This is a genomic window from Mesorhizobium sp. P3_A9 (assembly GCF_056402975.1).
On sequence record NZ_JBFUGJ010000529.1, the window covers coordinates 1 to 2,912 of the forward strand.

General features: G+C 64.9%; 2 protein-coding genes. One reads left to right on the forward strand and one right to left on the reverse strand.

Annotation, left to right across the window (positions count from 1 at the left end):
• Positions 1-96: 96 nt before the first annotated feature.
• A complete protein-coding gene (locus tag AC1DX0_RS33870; RefSeq protein WP_477358706.1) occupies positions 97-1,455 on the reverse strand; it encodes a Ppx/GppA phosphatase family protein in 1,359 nt (452 codons plus the stop codon).
• Positions 1,456-1,869: 414 nt separating this feature from the next.
• On the opposite strand from AC1DX0_RS33870, the gene AC1DX0_RS33875 reads away from it, so the two are divergent.
• Positions 1,870-2,802, forward strand: a complete 933-nt coding sequence (locus AC1DX0_RS33875; protein WP_477221122.1) for a lysylphosphatidylglycerol synthase domain-containing protein — start codon at positions 1,870-1,872, stop codon at positions 2,800-2,802.
• Positions 2,803-2,912: the final 110 nt, after the last annotated feature.

Genomic DNA, 2,912 nt, shown 5'->3' on the forward strand with positions numbered 1-2,912 from the left:
GAAGGGAGCCAGCCTGTATAAGTTCGCGCCTTTCCTCTCCCCCGTCGACCGGGGGAGAGGTGGCGAGCGAAGCTCGACGGAGTGGGGGTCGACTGTTCATGCCCTGCCACGCCCATCATTGCGCCAGACGCCGTCATCGGCCATCAGCTCGCTCAATATGCCTTCACGCAGGCCACGGTCGGCGACACGCAGTCGCTCCGAGGGCCAGACCGCGCGGATCGCTTCAAGGATAGCACAGCCGGCCAGCACCAGATCAGCGCGGTCSGCRCCGATGCAMGGGTTGGCGMMGCGCTGCTGGAAATCCCAGCCGACCAGYYTYTCGACCATGCGGTCGACGCTGTCRCGGTCCATCCACAGSCCGTCGACCCTACGCCGGTCGTARCGCTCGAGRTCGAGGTGGACACCGGCCAGCGTCGTCACCGTGCCGGACGTGCCGAGAAGGTGAAAATTCGGACTGGCCTTGAGGTGGCTCAGCCGGTCGCGGCCATCGAAGGTGGCCAGCCTGCCGGCGACGTCGTCGACCATGGCGGTGAAGATTTCGCGCGTCACCGTGCGCCCGCCAAAGCGCTCGGCCAAGGAGACGACGCCGACCGGCAGCGACGTCCACGAGACGATATGATTGGCGAGCCGCGGCGAGCGGCGGCCGGTGAGGTCGATCAGCGCGATTTCGGAAGAGCCGCCGCCAATATCGAACAGGACGACGCCTTGCGTGTCGCGCTCGACCAGCGAGCCGCAGCCGGAAACCGCCAGCCGCGCTTCGGTCTGGCGATCGATGATCTCGAGCTTCAGCCCGGCCTCGCGCTCGACGCGTTCGAGGAATTCGACGCCGTTGTCGGCCGAGCGGCAGGCTTCGGTGGCGATGAGTCTGGCTTTCCTGATCTTGCGGCTGCGCAATTTGTCGCCGCAAATTTTCAGCGCCTCGACGGCGCGGTCCATCGCCGGCTGGCCGAGCCGGCCATTGGCGGTGAGCCCCTCGCCCAACCTGACGATGCGCGAGAAGGCATCGATGACGCGGAACTGGCCGTGCCGTGTGGGAACCGCGACAAGCAGCCGGCAATTGTTGGTGCCGAGGTCGAGGGCCGCGAAGACCGGAAGTTCGTGCACCGGCGGTCGGCGGGCGCCCTGTTCCGGGCGTGGCGTTTGGACGGCAGGCGAAATCGCCGGCGCAACAGGCTGCTTCGACTCCAAAGCCGGGGCAGCGGCTTTACCTGTCGATCGATTGTCCTGGGGATGAGCTTCGTCGCGCGCAAAAACCTTGCGCCCGCGCCTTCGCTTGCGCCGCTTCTTGGGCTTGCCCTTCTGGTGATGCGTCGCGTCGCCCGCCTGGCCGTCGGCGGAGCGTGGCTCCGTCGGGCGGCGTTGCTGCCAACCGGCTGCCCCCGAGCCAGATGGCCCTGGGGAAGCGCTGGACGCGCCCACCTCCGACGCGCCTGCGCCGGTGTCGCGGTCTTCCACTGTCGTTCCTTCCGGCGCCGCGCGAACCGATGAAGGACGCAGCAGGCGCTTTGGCATGTTTCAAGTTGCCGCCAGAGTAACAGCGCCGTGCCCGATCACCAAGAGCCGCACGCTGAATTTTGCCGGCTGGAGCGCGAGCCGCCTTTTCGCCCGCAGCCGTAATGTACCCGCAAGGCTGGATTGGTAGCGCGGACGCCAGCGAAGACTACGCTGGTCGAAGCCAATGCCTCATCGCTTGCCGTTTGCGCCGCTTTCGGTGCTGGCGGACCTTGCCGGCGGCCGGCGCGACAAGTGTTCGCGGTTGAATAGCCGGCTTCAATGAGGCATTTCTGAAATGAACGGAAGAAGCTGGGCGGTCGGCCTCCCACCATCAAGCGAAAAGGAAGCGGACAGGCAACGCATGGCAGTGAGGCAATGAACTGGAGACGCTATTTCTGGCCGGTCGTCGGCTTCGCCGCGGTGATCTTCTCGCTGCTGTTGCTCTGGCACGAGCTGCGCGGCATCTCGATCGACGATGTCTGGGACGGGCTTGCCGCCATTCCAACGCGCGGCTGGGTGCTGGCCGGGCTGAGTTCCGTCATCGCCTATGCCGCGCTCGCCGGCTACGACCACATCGCGCTGCTGCATATCGGCAAGCGTGTATCATGGCTGTTCGTGACGCTGTGCTCCTTCACCACCTACGCGCTGTCGCACAATATCGGCGGCTCGGTKTTYTCMGGCGCSGTSATCCGCTATCGCGCYTAYGGCACCAGGGGCCTGACSGGMCAGGATGTCGGCGTGCTGGTGGCGATCTGCTGGATCACCTTCGTGCTCTCAAGTGTGCTGGTCGGCGGCCTGGTGCTGGTGTTCGAGCCGCAGATCATCGATCGTTTTTCCGGCGCACCGCACCACGGCTTGGCAATCGCCGCCGGGATTGTCCTTTTGATTCTGGTCGGCGCCTACATCTTCGGCAGTTGGCTGCACCTGAATCCCCTGAAGATCGCCAGCTTTCAATTGCACTATCCCGCACTGCCGATCGTCGCCAGGCAATTGCTGATCGGCCCAATCGAACTGCTTGCCGCCGCCGCAATCATCTTCTTCGCCCTGCCCGAATTGCACAATCCCGGCTATTTCGTCGTGCTCGGCGTCTTTCTCGTCTCCTTCTCGGTCGCGCAGATATCGCATGCGCCCGGCGGGCTTGGCGTGTTCGAGGTGGTGTTCCTCGCCGGGCTTTCCGACATGGACCCGGTCGGCGTGCTGGCGGCGCTGCTGGTGTTCCGGCTGTTTTATCTCATCATCCCGCTGATTCTGGGCTTGGGCGTGGTGCTGTTCTTCGAACGCTCGCAATTCGGCCGGACAGAGAGCTGAGGCGCGGACTGGGCTTTGTGCTCGTGCCTGCGCGCCATATGAAACCCGGCGTCTGAAACCGGCCGACAAAACGTGACGATTGAACCGCAGAGCAGGCTTGACTATTTTCC